This window comes from Pseudarthrobacter sp. KH_020_B (genome assembly GCF_057840185.1).
In genome coordinates, this window is sequence record NZ_CM174506.1 from 932,542 (window position 1) to 948,094 (window position 15,553).

The 15,553-nt window shown below is 65.8% G+C and carries 14 protein-coding genes and 1 riboswitch; of the genes, 6 read left to right on the top strand and 8 right to left on the bottom strand.

Annotated elements, in window-relative coordinates:
- The first annotated feature begins 76 nt into the window (after window positions 1-76).
- The 3 genes from AC3IT0_RS04470 to groL all read left to right on the top strand — a co-directional run bounded on the left by AC3IT0_RS04470 (window position 77) and on the right by groL (window position 3,480).
- Window positions 77-283 carry a cold-shock protein gene (locus AC3IT0_RS04470; protein ID WP_141139551.1) on the top strand — a complete coding sequence of 69 codons (207 nt, stop codon included), beginning with the start codon at window positions 77-79 and terminating at the stop codon, window positions 281-283.
- Window positions 280-1,560 carry an ABC transporter substrate-binding protein gene (locus tag AC3IT0_RS04475; protein WP_489322583.1) on the top strand — a complete coding sequence of 427 codons (1,281 nt, stop codon included), beginning with the start codon at window positions 280-282 and terminating at the stop codon, window positions 1,558-1,560. The genes AC3IT0_RS04470 and AC3IT0_RS04475 overlap by 4 nt, the downstream gene beginning before the upstream one ends.
- A gap of 291 nt (window positions 1,561-1,851) precedes the next feature.
- Window positions 1,852-3,480 (top strand): chaperonin GroEL, encoded by a 1,629-nt coding sequence (gene groL, locus AC3IT0_RS04480; RefSeq protein ID WP_489322584.1) that lies wholly within the window; start codon window positions 1,852-1,854, stop codon window positions 3,478-3,480.
- Window positions 3,481-3,568: 88 nt separating this feature from the next.
- On the opposite strand, the gene AC3IT0_RS04485 is transcribed toward groL, so the two are convergent.
- Window positions 3,569-4,879, bottom strand: coding sequence for an ABC transporter substrate-binding protein (locus tag AC3IT0_RS04485; protein ID WP_489322585.1), 1,311 nt, complete (start codon window positions 4,877-4,879; stop codon window positions 3,569-3,571).
- 211 nt (window positions 4,880-5,090) lie between these two features.
- On the opposite strand from AC3IT0_RS04485, the gene AC3IT0_RS04490 reads away from it, so the two are divergent.
- Complete coding sequence (locus AC3IT0_RS04490; protein WP_489322586.1) at window positions 5,091-6,098, top strand: RNase H family protein; 1,008 nt, start codon at window positions 5,091-5,093, stop codon at window positions 6,096-6,098.
- A gap of 20 nt (window positions 6,099-6,118) precedes the next feature.
- On the opposite strand, the gene AC3IT0_RS04495 is transcribed toward AC3IT0_RS04490, so the two are convergent.
- From AC3IT0_RS04495 to AC3IT0_RS04525, 7 genes are all read right to left on the bottom strand, one after another.
- Complete coding sequence (locus tag AC3IT0_RS04495) at window positions 6,119-6,406, bottom strand: WXG100 family type VII secretion target (RefSeq protein WP_056347304.1); 288 nt, start codon at window positions 6,404-6,406, stop codon at window positions 6,119-6,121.
- Window positions 6,407-6,515: 109 nt separating this feature from the next.
- On the bottom strand, window positions 6,516-8,003 hold the full coding sequence (locus tag AC3IT0_RS04500; protein ID WP_489322587.1) for a sensor histidine kinase: 1,488 nt from the start codon (window positions 8,001-8,003) through the stop codon (window positions 6,516-6,518).
- Between the two features lie 2 nt (window positions 8,004-8,005).
- On the bottom strand, window positions 8,006-8,719 hold the full coding sequence (locus AC3IT0_RS04505; protein WP_056346636.1) for a response regulator transcription factor: 714 nt from the start codon (window positions 8,717-8,719) through the stop codon (window positions 8,006-8,008).
- 122 nt (window positions 8,720-8,841) lie between these two features.
- Window positions 8,842-9,483: a M23 family metallopeptidase gene (locus AC3IT0_RS04510; protein WP_489322588.1), complete on the bottom strand. Its 642-nt coding sequence runs from the start codon at window positions 9,481-9,483 to the stop codon at window positions 8,842-8,844.
- A gap of 128 nt (window positions 9,484-9,611) precedes the next feature.
- A riboswitch (cyclic di-AMP (ydaO/yuaA leader) is annotated at window positions 9,612-9,782 on the bottom strand.
- Window positions 9,783-9,928: 146 nt separating this feature from the next.
- Window positions 9,929-11,575 (bottom strand): DNA repair helicase XPB, encoded by a 1,647-nt coding sequence (locus AC3IT0_RS04515; protein ID WP_489322589.1) that lies wholly within the window; start codon window positions 11,573-11,575, stop codon window positions 9,929-9,931.
- A gap of 13 nt (window positions 11,576-11,588) precedes the next feature.
- The gene (locus tag AC3IT0_RS04520; RefSeq protein WP_489322590.1) at window positions 11,589-14,078 is read right to left on the bottom strand and encodes a helicase-associated domain-containing protein; all 2,490 of its coding nucleotides are present in this window, start codon (window positions 14,076-14,078) and stop codon (window positions 11,589-11,591) included.
- Between the two features lie 10 nt (window positions 14,079-14,088).
- Complete coding sequence (locus AC3IT0_RS04525) at window positions 14,089-14,322, bottom strand: hypothetical protein (protein ID WP_489322591.1); 234 nt, start codon at window positions 14,320-14,322, stop codon at window positions 14,089-14,091.
- Window positions 14,323-14,567: 245 nt separating this feature from the next.
- Between AC3IT0_RS04525 and AC3IT0_RS04530 the strand changes: the two genes are divergently transcribed.
- Both AC3IT0_RS04530 and AC3IT0_RS04535 read left to right on the top strand, forming a co-directional pair.
- Window positions 14,568-14,951, top strand: a complete 384-nt coding sequence (locus AC3IT0_RS04530) for a cold-shock protein (RefSeq protein WP_489322592.1) — start codon at window positions 14,568-14,570, stop codon at window positions 14,949-14,951.
- 9 nt (window positions 14,952-14,960) lie between these two features.
- Window positions 14,961-15,524 (top strand): DUF3027 domain-containing protein, encoded by a 564-nt coding sequence (locus AC3IT0_RS04535; protein WP_489322593.1) that lies wholly within the window; start codon window positions 14,961-14,963, stop codon window positions 15,522-15,524.
- The last annotated feature ends 29 nt before the right edge of the window (window positions 15,525-15,553 follow it).

Below are 15,553 nucleotides of genomic sequence, written 5' to 3' on the forward strand. Positions count from 1 at the left end.
TGATTTCAGGCTTCGGTCCGTAACAAGCGGCACACTTCCGCCGGGGACCGACGGCACGACGGAAAGAGTGGACATCATGGCATTGGGAACGGTTAAGTGGTTCAACGCCGAAAAGGGCTACGGCTTTATTACGGTGGACGGCTCCGGGGACGATGTCTTTGTGCACTGGTCAGCCATTGAGGGCGAGGGCTACCGGGCCCTGGATGAGGGACAGCGCGTCGAGCTTGAAGTCGGCGAAGGCGAGAAAGGCCCGCAGGCAGAAAACGTCCGGCCCGCGCAGTGACCTCCCGCAGTTTGCGTTCAATAATCCTCCGCTCAGCTACAGGCACGGCACTCCTGGTGGCACTGGCCGGCTGTGTCGGAGCCGGCGGCAACGCCCGCGTTGAATCCGCTGAAGCATCCGGTGACGGCACGCTGCGGATCGGGCTGATCCAGGACAGCACAGGGGAGCAGGCCTTCCTCAACGACTCGCAGCTCGCCGCGGCCCAGCTTGCCATCAAGGAGATCAATGCGGCCGGCGGTCACAAGGGCAGGCCCGTCGATCTGGTGGTCGGCGACGGTGATGGAACGGATGCCCAGGCCAGGAATCTGGCCTCAGCCAAGGTTGATGCGGTCATTGGACCCACGGATTCGAGTCACGCGGCCGCCGCCATCGACGTCCTCTCGGCTGGCCGCGTCCCGCTCGTCTCGCCGGCCAACTCCGCTGCCGGCCTGTCCCGCTACAAGAGCGGCGGCTATTACTTCAGGACGGCGGCGGCGGACGTTGCCCAGGCCTCGGTGCTGGTGAAACTCGCCAAGGACGGCGGCGCAAAGAGCCTTGCCGTGGTCCATCAGGAGAGCGCCTACGGCAAGGACGTAGCTGCCGCGGTGGCCGGCGCTGCCAAGAACGCAGGCCTGGAGACTGTCTCCACCACCGCATTCAAGCCCGGCGCCGCCGGGAACGCCGCCGCCGCTGCCAAGGCCGCCACGCCTGACGCAGTGGTGCTGATCGCCAGGGACGACGCCCAGGGCGCCATCGCAGAACTCAATAACGCGGGACTTTCGGGCAAGCGCATCATCCTGAGCGACGGTGCCTTCGCCCAGTACGGTTCGGGGCTGGGATCCAAGGCCCTCGACGGCGCGCGTGCAGTGGTGCCTGGTGTGCTGCCGTCCGCGGACTTCCAAGCCCGCCTTGTGTCGGTCAACCCAGCATTGAAAGACCTTTCGTTCGCCGCGGAGACCTACGACGCCGTGAACCTCGCGGTCCTGGCGGCAGCGAAGGCTGACGACGATGCCGGCCGCTCCATCGCCGCGAACCTGATCGCCGTGTCCGGCGGGACAGCTCGCAGTCAGCCCGGCGCGCAGGCCACTGGCCCGGCCACCAAGCCGTGCCTGTCCTACCCCGACTGCCTCGCGGCCCTGAAGACCGGAGCGGACATTAATTACGACGGCGAATCGGGGCCGGTTGCCTTCGATTCCAACGGTGACATCACCACGGCCAACTACATGGTGTTCACCTACGGCGCAGACAACAGGGCAGTGCTCAGCGGCCGTGAGGCGGCAGGGCGGGCCACCGGCTGATCGCCGGTGGCGAACGGGCTGCCCTGACAAGGCGATTTGCGGGACCTTTCGCTTGCACTCTCACCTAGGGAGTGCTAATTATTGACTTAGCACTCCTACGTACCGACTGCTAAAGCAACGTCCGGTTTATCCGGCAGCGGAGCTTGGCGGCGGTCGTGGAGCGAGAGAAATACCTAGCTGGAGTGAGATCCCCAGCCGCGGCATACAGAGGCCGCCGGTGAAGGATCGTCCGTCGCGGGCACTGCAGTGAGGTTCATTCTTAACGACTGTCCCGAAAGGACTACTGCCGTTATGGCCAAGATCATTGCATTTGATGAAGAGGCACGCCGCGGTCTTGAGCGGGGCCTGAACATCCTCGCCGACGCCGTCAAGGTCACCCTCGGCCCGCGTGGACGCAACGTCGTCCTCGAAAAGAAGTGGGGCGCCCCCACGATCACCAACGATGGTGTTTCCATCGCCAAGGAGATCGAGCTGGACGACCCTTACGAAAAGATCGGCGCCGAGCTGGTCAAGGAAGTTGCCAAGAAGACGGATGACGTCGCGGGCGACGGCACCACCACGGCTACCGTGCTGGCCCAGGCCCTCGTCAAGGAAGGCCTGCGCAACGTTGCGGCCGGCGCTGACCCGCTGTCCCTCAAGCGCGGCATCGAGAAGGCTGTAGCGGCCGTCACGGTTGAACTGCTGGCCTCCGCCAAGGAAATCGAAACCAAGGAAGAGATTGCGGCTACGGCTTCCATCTCCGCCGGTGACGACGAAATCGGCGCCCTGATCGCTGAAGCCCTGGACAAGGTGGGCAAAGAAGGCGTTATCACCGTCGAGGAGTCCAACACCTTCGGCCTGGAGCTCGAGCTCACCGAAGGCATGCGCTTCGACAAGGGCTACATCTCGGCCTACTTCGTCACCGACACCGATCGCCAGGAAACGGTCCTTGAGGATCCCTACATCCTGATCGTCAACTCCAAGATCTCCAACGTCAAGGAACTGGTTGCTGTCCTGGAAAAGGTCATGCAGTCCAGCAAGCCGCTGCTGATCATTGCCGAGGACATCGAGGGCGAGGCCCTGGCCACCCTGATCGTCAACAAGATCCGTGGCACGTTCAAGAGTGTTGCCGTCAAGGCTCCGGGCTTCGGCGACCGCCGCAAGGCCCAGCTGGCCGACATCGCTGTCCTCACCGGTGGCCAGGTCATCGCCGAGGAAGTCGGACTCAAGCTGGAGACCGCCGGACTGGAACTCCTGGGACGCGCCCGCAAGGTTGTTGTCACCAAGGACGAGACCACCATCGTTGAAGGTGCCGGCGACGCCGACCAGATCGCTGGCCGCGTTTCCCAGATCCGTGCCGAGATCGAAAACTCCGATTCGGACTACGACCGCGAGAAGCTGCAGGAACGCCTGGCCAAGCTGGCCGGCGGCGTTGCAGTCATCAAGGCCGGTGCCGCAACCGAAGTTGAGCTCAAGGAACGCAAGCACCGCATTGAGGACGCTGTCCGCAACGCGAAGGCTGCTGTTGAAGAAGGCATCGTCGCCGGTGGCGGCGTTGCACTGATCCAGGCCGGCGCCAAGGCGTTCGCCAACCTGCAGCTCCAGGGTGACGAAGCAACGGGCGCCAACATCGTCCGCGTTGCCATCGACGCCCCGCTGAAGCAGATCGCCTTCAACGCCGGCCTCGAGCCTGGCGTTGTTGTCGACAAGGTCCGCGGCCTGCCTGCAGGCCACGGCCTGAACGCAGCAACCGGCGAGTACGTCGACCTGCTTGCTGCCGGCATCAACGACCCCGTCAAGGTAACCCGCTCTGCCCTGCAGAACGCGGCTTCCATTGCCGGACTGTTCCTCACCACCGAGGCCGTTGTGGCCGACAAGCCGGAGAAGCACGCTCCGGCCATGGGCGGCGGCGACGACATGGGCGGCATGGGCGGCTTCTAGTCCCCAGCGCCCGGAATACGTTCCGCGCAAACCAAAATGCGGCCCCCTCCACTGGAGGGGGCCGCTTTTTTGTTTTTGCCTGGCTCCGTTACTTGCGGGCCGTGGCCAGCATTCCTTCGACTTCCTTCTTGAACGCTTCGGCCGCCGCCTGCGGAGTCATCCGGTCGTAGAGGACTTCATCGGTGAACCGTTTGATGACGTTCTGGACGCTGCCGGCACCCACCGGCGGGACGGGAGGCGCGTCGGCGATATCCGGAGCGATGTCCTTCAGGAAGGCCACCACGGTGGTGTCTGCCGGCTTGAGGTCCGGGGTGATGCCCTCGACGATCTCCGAGTTGCTGGGCACTCCGCGGTCTGTCATAAGGATGGCGCCCGCCGCGGGGCTGTTGGCCAGGTAGTCGATAAAGGTTGCGGCTGCCTCCGGGTGCTTGGACCGTGACGACGCAGACCAGAACATGGTGGGCTTGTAGTACATGCCGTTAGCCGCAGACTTCCCGCCGGTGCTGGGGGCGCGGAGCATCTTGATACTGCTGCCCGTGGTGGTTTCCAGCGATCCCAACTGGTTGGTCCACCACCAGGCCATGCCTACCCGGTTGGTGCCGAACAGGCTCTCCTCAAGGCCTGCGCCGGAGTCTTCGGTGGCCACCGTGGCAGGCGGGCTTGCCTGGGAGTCACGCTGTTCCTTCAGCCGCTCCCAGAACGAAGCGGCCGTAGCGGTGTCGAAATCCAGTTTTCCGTCCTGGGAGTAGAGGTTCTCGCCGTGCTGCCGAAGCCAGATAATGAGGTCAGCCTCGTTGCTGCCATAGGCTGCGCCGTAGCTCTTCCCGTTACCGGCCGCGCTGAGTTTCGCGGCGGTGTCCATGAAGTCGTCCCAGGTCCACGTGGTGTCGTCGGGGACGGGAACGTTGGCAGCCTCGAAGACCTTGGTGTTCGCCATGATGACGTACGCGTTCTTCCCGGTGCTCAACCCGTACTGTGCGTCGTCGTATTGGCCAGACGCCAGTGATTCCTTGTCCAGCTTGGAGGTGTCGATCCCGCCCTGTTTGGACAGGTCCAGCAGCGCCCCGCGGCCACCGTATTCGGCGATGTATTTCTGGTCCATCTGGATGACATCCGGTGCGTCATTGGCGGCGGTCGTGGTGGCCAGTTTGTCCCAGTAGCTGGCCCATTCGCCCGGCTCGGATTCGATCTTGATGTTGGGATGTTCCGCCTCGAACGCGTCGATGACTCGCTCTGTTTGGGCGTTCAGGTACTCATTGCCCCACCAGGCGAACCGCAGCGTGACTTCGTCATTTTCGCTGGAGCCTGCGGGTGCGCCGCAGCCTGTGGCAAGCAGTGAAACAGCGACGGCGACTGCGCCGAACTGTAATCTCCTGCGGCTGATGGCCCGAATCTTCATTGATGTGCCTTCCTCAAAAGGGTGGAGGTCCACCCCGCGCGTGTCCCCGTGACGGCGTCGGTGCCGGTGGGGAAGCCTCGACTGAGAAAGCGCTTTCCCGGTCAGGATTCCGATTCTTCCGCGCTTCGACTTCGGCGTCAAGACTTTTCGGTAAGCGGTTTCCCAAAGGCTGGCTGAACCGGTTGTCGGCGCCATCTGGCAGGATGGTTCCGTGACAATTACTGCAGCGGCCGACGGTTCGGCTTTAGGAAATCCCGGCCCGGCCGGTTGGGCCTGGTATGTAAACGACGACTGTTGGCGCGCTGGGGGATGGCCGCACGGCACCAACAACCAGGGCGAGCTGATGGCCGTCCTGGACCTGTTCCGCGCCACGGCCCACGTCCCGGAGGAGGACCTGAGGGTCCTGTGCGACAGCCAGTACGTGATCAACTCCATCACCAAATGGATGCCGGGCTGGAAGCGCAAGGGCTGGCGCAAGGCCGACGGCAAGCCCGTCCTGAACGTGGAGCTGCTCAAGGAAATCGACCGGGAAATCGCCGGCCGGAAATACACCTTCGAGTGGGTCAAGGGCCACGCAGGCCACGACCTCAATGAGGCCGCCGATGTCCGTGCGCGTGACGCCGCCACCGCGTACCAGCAGGGTGTGGCTGCCCGTTCCGGCCCAGGATTCGCAGGAGCCCCGGCAGCAGGCGCCCCGGTCGCGGTCAGCCCTGTGGCGGTCAGCCCCGCGGCCGCCAGCACAGCCGGCGGTGCTCGCTCAGACGGTCAGGGCTCGTACGGCCAGGACCTCTTCAACCAAGGCCCCTACGACGAGCCGGACCTCTTCAGCGAACTGGAGAGCGACTCCTTCGCCCCGTCGGAGTCCGCCGGGGCTGAGGCCAGCCCCGAAGCGATCGTCGAGGCCCTCGAACGTGAATTGTCGGGCCCGGACATCCGTGGCGACATCGGCCGCATCGGCGTCCTCCTGCACCCTGATTTTATGGAGATCGGAACCTCGGGCAGGGTATGGACCCGTGACGCCACGATGATGGCGCTGGAAGAGGAACCGGGCCAGCACACTGAACTGGAGATCCTGGGTGCGGACCGCATCGGGACCAGCGCGATCCTGCTGACGTGCCGTAGCTACTCGCGCTCCGGCACGGCTCTCCATAGCTCACTGTGGGTCTTGGACGGCAACAGATGGCGGCTCCGCTTCCGCCAGGGGACGCCGGAGGCTTAGAGGCCATTTCGGCTGCGGACTCAGCTGAAGCGCTGGGTGTTGCCCTGCTCGGCCTGGGCGTAGGTTGAGGCTGCCGATGCAAGAGCCATGTTGATGGATGCCAGCGACGCCTCCACCTTGCCCTGGGTGAGTGTCCACTCGGTCACCAGGGCCTGGAAGTTGTTGGCCGCCGAACCCCGCCAGGTGGACTGCAGTTCGTCGAGGCCGCGCTTCATGGCCTGGACGTCCGAGCTGATCCGGTCCACGGTTGCTTTGACGTTGGCCGACTTGAGCTGAAGGAGTTCGGTGTCGACGGAAATGATGCTCATGGCTTGCTGCCTCTCGAAGTAGTGGGACAGCATCTGCTGCCCGCCCGGCTGCTCCGGGCCACTACAGCGAGCCTACGGACCGGCACTGCCCGCCCGCCACGCTCCGTGGCTATATGTGGATAACCTTGCCATTGCCGTGGCTTCCGTCCAACGGAGCCGCATCGGTGGCGTCGTCCCGGACAGGCAGGCTGACCACCAGGGTGGCCCCGCCGCCGTCGGTCTTCTCCAACCTGACGGACCCGCCGTGCGATCCCACAATGGCGGCCACAATCGCGAGCCCCAGGCCGCTGCCGCCGGTCTCACGCGTCCGGGACGTGTCCGCGCGGTAGAAACGCTCGAACACCTTGGACGCGTCCTCTTCGGAGATGCCGGGGCCGTGATCACGGACCTCGATCACGGCGATCGGCTTCCCGCCGTCGGAGGTCCGGACCCCGACGGCGAGTTCGATCGGGCTGCCGTCCGGCGTGTAGCGCAGGGCGTTCCCTACGAGGTTCCCCACCACCTGTCGCAGTTTTGCTTCGTCACCGAGCACCGGTGCGGGGGCGGGCGGATCGTCGCCAAGGCCGGTCAGGGAGATGGGGCGTGAGCGGTCGCTTGCCTGCGTGTCCACCACTGCATCGTGGGCAACCAGCTGCAGGTCAACGGGCTTTTGCTGGAGCGGGCGCTGTTCGTCCAGGCGCGCCAGCAGGAGGAGGTCCTCCACCATTGAACCCATCCGTTTGGCTTCACTTTCGATCCGCCCCATGGCCGTGGCCACGTCCTCGTCGGTGTCCAGGGCACCGTGGCGGTAGAGCTCGGAGAACCCCCTGATGGTCACGAGCGGCGTACGCAGCTCGTGGGAGGCGTCGGCCGCGAACCGACGCATTCTGCCCTCGGAGGCTGTCCGGGCGGCGAAGGCGGTCTCGATATGGGCCAGCATGGCGTTCAGCGAGCTGCCGAGCCGCCCCACTTCGGTGCCGGGATTATCGACATCCACACGCCGGGAAAGATCGCCGGCGGCGATGGCAGCTGCGGTCTTTTCCACCTTGGCCAGCGGCCGGAAGGACCGGGACACGGTCCAGCTGGCAATCAGGGAGGCCAGCAGCAGGGTGAGCAGGCCGACGCCGGTGACCACCAGGGTGGCGTGCTTGAGGACGTCATCGACGCTTTGCAGCGGCAATCCGATCACAACCACGGCAGGACGGCCGATATAGAGCACGGTGACAGCGACCACTCGCCAGTTCTGACCGTCGGTGCCGCGCACCTGGTAAGGACGCGCGCCCCGGTCCTGGGCCTCCTCGACGGAGATGGTTGAGATGTCGGGGCGCTCATCCGGATCGCCGCCCAACAGCTGGGGGTCCTCACCAGGGGTGTAAAGAATCAGGGAGTAGTCCGTGGGAACCATCGGGTTGGTGGGTGCCTGCAGCTGGGTGAACGAGCGCTGCTTGCTGGCGAGGTCGACGGCGGCGTACAGCTTGTCATCCACCTGTGCCTGGAGGTAGCTGTGCAGCAGCGTCAGGGTTCCGGCGCCGGTCGCAGTCAGCGCAACAATCAGCAGTGCCATGATCATGGCCACCAGCTGGGACCTCAGTGAGGCCGATTTCCACCGCTGCAGCAAGATCAGCGCTTCTCGGCCGTCCGGAGCACGTAGCCCACTCCGCGTTTGGTCTGGATCAGGGCCGGTGCGTCCGGATCAATGTCCACCTTGCGCCGGAGGTAGGAGATGTAGGACTCCACGATCGAGGCGTCGCCGTTGAAGTTGTACTCCCAGACATGGTCCAGGATCTGGGATTTTGACAGCACCCGGTTGGGGTTCAGCATGAGGTACCGGAGGAGCTTGAATTCCGTGGGGGACAGTTCAATCACGGTGCCGCCGCGGCGCACCTCGTGGGCGTCGTCGTCGAGCTCCAGGTCGTCCACCCGGATCACGGCATCGTCGTCGTCGAGCAGGGGCTGCGTGCGGCGCAGGACCGCGCGGATGCGGGCCACCACCTCGTCCAGGCTGAACGGCTTGGTGACATAGTCATCCCCGCCCACCGTGAGGCCGGTGACCTTGTCCTCGGTGTCGTCCTTCGCTGTGAGGAACAGGACCGGGAAGTGCTTGCCCGAAGCCCGCAGCTTGCGGGTGACGGTGAAGCCGTCCATGTCCGGCAGCATCACGTCCAGCACCGCCAGATCGGGCGCGTGGAGCTCGGCGGCGGCCAGCGCGTCACGGCCGTTGGCGGCAGAGACCACCTCGAAGCCTGCGAACCGGAGCGAGGTGGACAGCAGCTCGCGGATGTTGGGTTCGTCATCAACAACTAGCAGCTTGGCTTCTGGGCCGGTCTTCTTCATGCTCCCATCATGCTCCCAGAATCTGTGAGTTTTCTGGATGGATGGTGGGTGTTCCATGGATTCTCGATGCGATCGGCTGCGAGCCCTCTGCCCGGACTTACGCGGGAGCGGGGAAGCTTCGCTCAGATAAAGGTGGCCGGGTCGACGGTTTGGTCATTGACCATAACCTCAAAGTGGAGGTGGTTTCCGGTCGAGTTCCCGGAGCTGCCCACTCCGCCGATCTGCACGCCCTGGGCGAGGGTCTGCCCGACGGAAACACCGATGGTAGCCAGATGGTTGTAAGTGGTTTTCAGGCCGTTGCCGTGGTCCACCACAATCCTGTTCCCGCCGCCATACTGGCTCCATCCTGCTTCGGTCACTGTCCCTGCGCCAGCGGCGAGCACGGGTGTGCCCGCCGCCGTGGCCACGTCCACCCCTGTGTGCAGTTCACCGGCTGCGCCGGTCACGGGGTTGCCTCTGTATCCGAAGGGAGAGTTGACGTTCATCGCGGCAAGTGGCTCCCGCAACCCCGTGGCCGGTGCGGCTGGTGCTGGTGGAGCCTGGACCGGCCCTGACGACTGGGCCGCGATCGCCGGAGAAGGTTCCGGCGCGGGTGCGGAGCTGACCTCGGGACGGTCAAACGCCAGGCCGGCGTCTGCATCCGCTGCGGGCTGTGCGGCTGCGGAGGATTCTGATGCGGCAGGACGAGCGGCCAGCAGGCCGGGGTCCGCCTGCGCTGCGGACAGTGCGGTCACGGCAATCAGTCCCGTGACCGCGGCTGCCACACCAAGCTGCTGTCCGCGGCTTCCCCGGGTTGGCTCGGTAAGGACAGCTGCACGGCGGCGGCCCCTGTTCGGCGAAGACGGGGAAACGGCACGGCGGAGGCCGTGTTTGAGGTGGGAAAGCAAAATGTGGGTCCTCTCGGCGCCGGCGAAGTTAGCTGTCGGATTCGGACGAGTGGACTGTCCGGCCTTCCCTGCTGGACGCCTCACGGGCGTTCTCTCACAGGGCCGGCTTCACCCCAAGGTGCACCATGGCACCGTCTATGGGTCCTCCGCCCCCGCCTGGAGACTGAATGTTCATGGGGCGCCGGCGGGGTTTGGCGAAGCGGCCACACGCATGCCCGTTGAAAGCATGTATTCCATCAACCCTAACCAACGACGCGCAAAAGTTACAAATTCGTTATCAAGAGATCAGCGTGCGCAGCTGTTAGGCCGGCTGGAAATGTGGTCAGCCCGCCGTATCCACATCCTTGGCGTCCATGATCCGGTAGGCATACCCCTGCTCTGCCAGGAAGCGCTGGCGCTTAGCCGCGAAATCCTGGTCCAGGGTGTCCCGCGCCACCAGCGAGTAGAAGCGGGCCGCCCGGCCGTCCTTCTTGGGGCGGAGCAGCCGGCCCAGCCGCTGGGCTTCCTCCTGCCGCGACCCAAAAGAACCCGAGACCTGGATGGCCACCGAGGCCTCCGGCAGGTCGATGGAGAAGTTGGCTACCTTGGACACCACCAGGGTGTTCACGTCGCCGGCGCGGAAGGCATCAAAGAGTTTCTGCCGTTCCTTGACGGACGTGTCGCCCTTGATAACGGGAGCCTGCAGGCGCTCGCCGATCTCATCCAGCTGATCGATGTATTGCCCGATCACCAGCAGCTGCTCGCCCACGTGCCGGGCCACCAGCTGTTCCACGATCAGGGTCTTGGACTCGGACGTGGCGCACAACCGGTACTTGTCCGCGTCCTCGGCCATGGCATAGGCCACGCGTTCGTCCCGGGGCAGGTCAATGCGGACCTCCACACAGTCCGCGGGGGCGATGTAGCCCTGGGCTTCGATGTCCTTCCAAGGCGCGTCGTAGCGTTTGGGCCCGATGAGGCTGAAGACCTCGCCTTCGCGGCCGTCCTCGCGGACCAGCGTGGCGGTGAGGCCCAGCCGGCGGCGGGCCTGCAGGTCCGCGGTCATCCGGAAGATCGGCGCCGGCAAGAGGTGCACTTCGTCATAGATGATCAGGCCCCAGTCGTGACCGTCCACCAGTTCCAGGTGCGGGTACAGGCCGCCGCGTTTGGTGGTGAGGACCTGGTACGTGGCGATGGTGACCGGGCGGACCTCCTTGACCGCGCCCGAGTACTCGCCGATTTCATCCTCCGTCAGGGACGTCCGCTTGAGCAGCTCATCCTTCCACTGCCGGGCTGCCACCGTGTTGGTCACCAGGATCAGCGTTGTGGTGGAGCTCGTGGCCATGGCCGCGGCACCCACCAGCGTCTTGCCCGCCCCGCAGGGCAGCACCACCACGCCGCTGCCGCCGGCCCAGAAATTCTCGGTGGCGAGCTGCTGGTACGGGCGAAGCTTCCAGCCGTCCTCGTTCAGGGCGATCAGGTGGGGTGTGCCGTCCACGTAGCCGGCCAGATCCTCCGCCGGCCACCCGATTTTCAGGAGCAGCTGCTTGAGCTGGCCGCGCTGTGAGGAGTGGACCACAATGGTTTCGCCGTCGATCCGCGGCCCGAGCAAGGGCTGGATTTTCTTGGACCGGATGACCTCCTCCAGCACCGGGTAGTCGTCCGTGCGCATCACCAGGCCGTGCTGCGGGTCCTTCTCCAGCCGCAGCCGCCCGTACCGGGACATGGTCTCTTCGACGTCGATCAGCAGCGAATGCGGCACCGGGAACCGCGAGTATTTGAGCAGCGTGTCCAGGACCTTCTCCGCGTCCAGGCCGGCGGCGCGTGCATTCCACAGGCCCAGGGGCGTCAGGCGGTAACTGTGCATGTGCTCGGGGGCGCGTTCCAGTTCGGCGAAGGGGGCGATGGCGTGGCGCGCCTCGGTGGCCAGTTCGTGGTCCACTTCGAGCAGGATGGTCTTGTCACTTTGGACGATCAGCGGGCCGTCGTTCACGCGGGGGAGTCCTTCACTGGCGCAGTTCTTCTGCGGCCTCAATATCGATAATGCGGTGGATGGAGAGCACTCGCTCGGTTTCCTTGGCAGGATCGAAGACCCTGACGCGTCCGCCGTTCACGGAAAGGGGAACAACTGTCTCCAGGCAGGAATTCCCCTGGCTGTCCACCACGTTCATGCTCACGCGCTGCTTGAGCCGGATAGCCCGCTGCAGGGTCTCCAGCCCAAGCTGGGTCGCAGCTTCGCCGGAGCCAGGCACCGCGCCTGTGTGGTTTCCGGAGGCTTCAGGCCGCCTGTTCCGCAGGACGGCCAGCTGCGCGGCGACGTCGTCCTCGGCGGGTGCGGTCCGCGGTGCCGTGTAGACGGGGCGGGCGCTGCCGGGAACACTTGTGGTGCGGCGGAGCCGGACCACTCCGGGCTCGGACTGGTCCACAGACGGCGAGAGGCCCAGCCCGCGCAGGACCTGGGCTGTTTCCTTTGGCGGAGCAGTGGAGATCAGCACCGTGGGCGCAATCCGGGCCAGTCCCAGGCCGGCCGCCTTGGATTCCGCTGCCAGTTCCAGCACCGTTGCCTCATCGTCGCTTTGGATAAAGCTGGCGGCCGTTCCCACCCGGAGCCGGCCGTGCCGGGACGCGGTGTCCTCCACCAGGTATTCCAACGGTTGGGGCACCGCCGTGGCCGAATGCTCACGCAGGAACTCCAAGAGGCTCGACGCGTCGTGCCCGGCGTCCAGCGCCCGACGAACCGACTTGGCGGAGAACCGGTAGATGGTGGCGGGCCCCTGCCCCTCGGCGTCGGCCATCACCAGGAGTTTTTCGGCCAGCTCCGGAGCCAGGTAGCCCGGGGCAACTGCGGTCAGGTCCGCCTGGAGCAGGACGTGGTTCAGCGCCGCAGGCAGATGCTCGCCCAGGATGCCCAGGGCTTCGTCCGGGTTGTCTTCGGCAATGGCGCTGCCGAGCTGACTCAACGCACCGGACCCGATCAGTCCCAGCAGCTCCGCTTCCGCCAGCACACCCCTGATCAGGGAACTGAACCGCCGGGCCATCCGCGGCTGCGTCCATTCAGCCCGTTGGAGCACGGCCGCAGCATCCAGGACCGGTGCCGTGCCGTCCGCCGCGGCAGCCTCCTGGGTGAGCTCCTCCAGAATTTCCAGGATCCGCTTCCTGACCACCGGGGCGTCCGGCCGCTGCGCCTCGGCTGAAAGGGCATTAACGGTGTTCCCGGCCAGGGCACGGTGCGCGGTGGGGACGCCGCTGGGGCCGTTAACCGGCTGACCCACCAGCGAGGGCACACGCTCACTCGCGAGCCAGGCGTTGACCAGCCACAGCCACTGCTCCTGGCGGGGGAGGGCCAGCCATTCCAGCTGCGGGGGCTGCACCCAGGAGGACGAGTCCACATCAAGGCGCAACAGGCCGGAGAGGGCGCTGAGCTCCAGCAGCAGGCCCGCCCGGTGCTGGTCGATGCGCAGCGTCTCGGCCAGCCGCTTCATTTCCCGGACACCCACGCCGCCGCTGCGCAGCGTAGCCAGCGGCTGTTCGCGGACGGCATGGAGGAGATCACCCACCAGCCGGAGGGTTTCAGCGATGGCGCCCAGCGCCGCGTTCCGGCGAAGCGCAGCGGTGGTGCTGCCCAGCTCCGGAACCGGCGGGGACAGGGAGAAGTCATTGATGATGGCCCCGCCACGCAGCGACAGCCCCACGCTGTGCGGCAGTTCCACGTGTGCGGCGTCCAGGGGGACCAGCAGGCCGCGGGCCAGGAGCCAGTCAACGGGCCCGACGTCGGCGCCCTGGTTCGTGACCGACGCTTTCCGTTGCGCCTGGGGGACGGCACCCATGGCCCAGTTGCGGAATTTGGCGAGCAACGCCGTCGTGCGTTCCGGGGCCCCGGCCAAAGCCTCGCCGAGTGCCTCGGGAGAGGACGTCCAATGCTGCAGCGCGAGCGCTGCCTCCATGGGGGTGGTGGCGTTCTGGATGGAGACGCCGCTGCGGTGCAGCTCGGCTACGAGCTGGACTGCCCGCTGGGCAAACGCGGGCTGAAGCCTGACCAGTTCGGTGTAGCTGCGCCCCAGCCCCGCAGGATAGATTCCCACCACGTCCTTGAGGCTTCCCACCGGCAGGTAGTAACGCTGCCGGTGGGCCGAAGCCACCGTTCCATGCGGCGGCACTGCCCGGTGCACCAACGCCAGTTCCTGGAGCGAGGCCAGGATGCGTTCCAGCGCCGCCACCGTGGACCCTGCAATGAGTTTCCGGACGCCCGCCGCAGATGCGCTGTGCTCGGTGTCCGTGTTCGTGCAGAGGTGCAGGGTTTCCAGCACCTGCATCTGCGGCCTGTTAAGCCGCTCGAGCGCGCGCTGGACGCTGACCCGCGCGCTTGCCCGGGCGGCCAGGGCGGAAAAGTCAGGAACTGCGGGGGACATAAGGTCCGGCCGCGCCGCGAAAAGCGCCCGCAACGAGTCATCGCTGCGTGCTTCCAGTTCTTTGCTGAGCGCGCGGATAAGGGACATCAGTCCAACGTTACCGTCCGCTGGACTTTCCTGCCCGGCGCCGGCCGGCCACGCTGTCCAGGACCAGGAAGAGCATCAGAAGGAACGCCACAGGCAACCCGTACAGGGCAGTGGCGGTGACCCAGGCGGGAGCCGCGGAGCCTGCGAAGGCCAGGGCCATGACGGCTCCTACCGCCACGAGGGAAAACATGGCAACAACCGCTGCGCAGATCATCAGTGGGCGCCGGTATCGCGAGGGTGTCATACAGGTAACGCTAACAGCCGGGCGGCCGGTGGTGGCGCCACAGGCAGCCGTGAGCCGCGGGCGCACAGCCGCGGCAGGCGGCAGGACGAAGGGTGCGTGAAAGCAGGATTCCGGGCCCCGGCAGGATAACCTTGAGGAACAGACCAACACGGTCCGTCGCTGTCATACCCTGGACCCGCACATCAGTGCGGATGCGGTGACGGAGGGCCGTGTCAGAAGAGCTCAGAACGAAGAAGGTTGATTACGTGCCTACCGGCAAGGTCAAGTGGTATGACAAGGAAAAAGGCTTCGGATTCCTCGCAGGCGAGGACGGCCAGGAAGTCTTCCTGCCCAAATCATCGCTGCCCGAAGGCATCACGGAGCTGAAGGCCGGCACCCGGGTTGAGTTCGGCGTTGCCGATGGCCGCAAGGGTGCACAGGCCCTGGGCCTGCGCATCCTGGACAAGACGCCGTCCATCGCCAAGGCCAAGCGGCCCAGCGCCCGGGACCTCGCGCCGCTCGTCCAGGACCTGGTCAGCGTGCTGGACAACCTCTCCGGAACCCTGTCCGCGGGCAAGTACCCGGAAGGCAACAAGGGCAAGGCCATCGCGGCTGCCCTGCGTAAGGTTGCCGACGAGCTGGACGTCTAGGCCTTGGCCATGAACGCGGAAGCTGAACAGCCGGGCACCACGGCAGCGGAGAAGGCGGGCCCCAAAGCCGAGGCCAAGCGCCGTACCGGCGTGCCCGTGTGGCGTACCGGAAAGCCGGATGCCTTCCTCGCGGCTGCCGTCGGCGAAGCACGAACCGCCATCGAAGGCATCACGGCGGCGTCGGACATCGGTGCGCACCTGGCGGCCAAAAGTGAGGGCGACCGCCTGGTCACACACCTCTTCGAATCAAAAATGGCCGGGTACCACGGCTGGCAGTGGTACGCGGTCCTGACCCGGAACTCCCGCTCCAAGGTGGTCACGGTCAGCGAGCTTGGCCTCCTGCCGTCGGAGGACTCCATCCTCTCCCCGGAGTGGGTGCCGTGGGCCGAGCGTGTCCGCCCCGAGGACGCGCAGACTGCAGAGGAAGAGGAGTCACCCGCGGCGGAGGCCCTCACTGCGGAGCCGGACGCTTTGCAGGCCGAGGCTGACACTCCCGGGTCCGAAGACGAGGACGAAGAATCCGAAGACTCCGAAGAATCGGACGACGACGACCCCGCCGGCGAGGCTGACTAAGCAGTTGACAATGCGCAGGGTTGAAAACC

Coding starts and splice junctions, on each gene's coding strand:
- AC3IT0_RS04470 (WP_141139551.1), top strand. CDS start 77: ATGGCATTGGGAACGGTTAAGTGGTTCAACGCCGAAAAGGGCTACGGC.
- groL (WP_489322584.1), top strand. CDS start 1,852: ATGGCCAAGATCATTGCATTTGATGAAGAGGCACGCCGCGGTCTTGAG.
- AC3IT0_RS04485 (WP_489322585.1), bottom strand. CDS start 4,879: ATGAAGATTCGGGCCATCAGCCGCAGGAGATTACAGTTCGGCGCAGTC.
- AC3IT0_RS04495 (WP_056347304.1), bottom strand. CDS start 6,406: ATGAGCATCATTTCCGTCGACACCGAACTCCTTCAGCTCAAGTCGGCC.
- AC3IT0_RS04505 (WP_056346636.1), bottom strand. CDS start 8,719: ATGAAGAAGACCGGCCCAGAAGCCAAGCTGCTAGTTGTTGATGACGAA.
- AC3IT0_RS04520 (WP_489322590.1), bottom strand. CDS start 14,078: ATGTCCCTTATCCGCGCGCTCAGCAAAGAACTGGAAGCACGCAGCGAT.
- AC3IT0_RS04525 (WP_489322591.1), bottom strand. CDS start 14,322: ATGACACCCTCGCGATACCGGCGCCCACTGATGATCTGCGCAGCGGTT.
- AC3IT0_RS04535 (WP_489322593.1), top strand. CDS start 14,961: ATGAACGCGGAAGCTGAACAGCCGGGCACCACGGCAGCGGAGAAGGCG.